Genomic DNA, 1,536 nt, shown 5'->3' with positions numbered 1-1,536 from the left:
TGGCATAATATACCTATCTACTATATGAAAGGAATTGCCAATGACTTCTTATAAACGTACATTTGTTCCTCAAATAGATGCTAGAGACTGCGGTGTTGCTGCCTTAGCCTCGATTGCTAAATTCTATGGTTCAGATTTTTCTCTAGCTCACTTGAGAGAACTTGCAAAGACCAATAAGGAAGGGACAACTGCTCTTGGCATTGTAAAAGCCGCAAATGAAATGGGCTTTGAAACAAGACCTGTTCAAGCAGATAAAACTCTCTTTGACATGAGTGATGTCCCCTATCCATTTATCGTTCACGTTAACAAAGAAGGAAAACTCCAACATTACTATGTTGTCTATCAAACAAAGAAAGACTATCTGATTATTGGCGATCCCGACCCTTCTGTAAAAATCACCAAAATGTCAAAAGAACGCTTTTTCTCTGAATGGACTGGAGTAGCTATTTTTCTAGCTCCCAAACCTAGCTATCAACCCCATAAAGATAAAAAGAATGGTCTACTAAGCTTCCTTCCTCTGATTTTCAAACAAAAATCTCTTATTGCTTATATTGTTCTCTCAAGCTTATTGGTCACGATTATCAATATCGGTGGTTCTTATTATCTCCAAGGAATCTTGGATGAATACATTCCAAATCAGATGAAATCAACTTTAGGAATCATCTCAGTTGGTCTGGTTATTACCTATATCCTCCAACAAGTCATGGGCTTCTCCAGAGATTATCTCCTAACTGTTCTGAGTCAGAGATTAAGTATTGATGTGATTTTATCCTATATTCGCCATATTTTTGAACTTCCTATGTCTTTCTTTGCGACACGTCGTACAGGAGAAATCATTTCACGGTTCACAGATGCTAACTCTATTATAGATGCCTTGGCTTCTACCATTCTTTCTCTTTTTCTGGATGTTTCTATTCTGATTCTTGTAGGAGGCGTCTTACTGGCACAAAACCCTAATCTCTTCCTTCTTTCTCTTATTTCCATTCCTATATACATGTTCATCATCTTTTCTTTTATGAAGCCTTTCGAAAAAATGAACCATGATGTCATGCAAAGTAATTCTATGGTTAGCTCTGCCATTATCGAAGATATCAACGGGATTGAAACTATAAAGTCGCTGACGAGTGAAGAAAATCGCTATCAAAATATAGACAGCGAATTTGTAGATTATTTGGAAAAATCCTTTAAGCTCAGTAAGTATTCTATTTTACAAACGAGTTTAAAACAGGGAACAAAATTAGTTCTGAATATCCTTATCCTATGGTTTGGCGCTCAATTAGTCATGTCGAGTAAAATTTCTATCGGTCAGCTGATTACCTTTAATACACTTCTTTCTTACTTTACAACTCCTATGGAAAATATTATCAACCTCCAAACCAAACTCCAATCTGCGAAGGTCGCTAATAACCGTTTGAACGAAGTCTATCTAGTCGAATCTGAGTTCCAAACCCCAGAAAACCCTGTTCATTCACATTTTTTGATGGGCGATATTGAATTTGATGACCTTTCTTATAAGTATGGTTTTGGACGAGATAC

Annotated in this window: 1 protein-coding gene; it reads left to right on the top strand. The window is 36.6% G+C overall.

From position 1 onward, the window contains the following. Positions 1 to 40: 40 nt before the first annotated feature. A partial coding sequence (gene blpA / locus ACIY19_RS10760) for a peptide cleavage/export ABC transporter BlpA (RefSeq protein WP_409003397.1) occupies positions 41 to 1,536 on the top strand: 1,496 nt, incomplete at its 3' end.

The sequence above is a fragment of the Streptococcus sp. ST14 genome (assembly GCF_046098195.1).
GTDB lineage: Bacteria > Bacillota > Bacilli > Lactobacillales > Streptococcaceae > Streptococcus.
The sequence above is the reverse complement of the archived record's forward strand: the minus strand, read 5'-3'. Positions and strand labels throughout refer to the sequence as shown.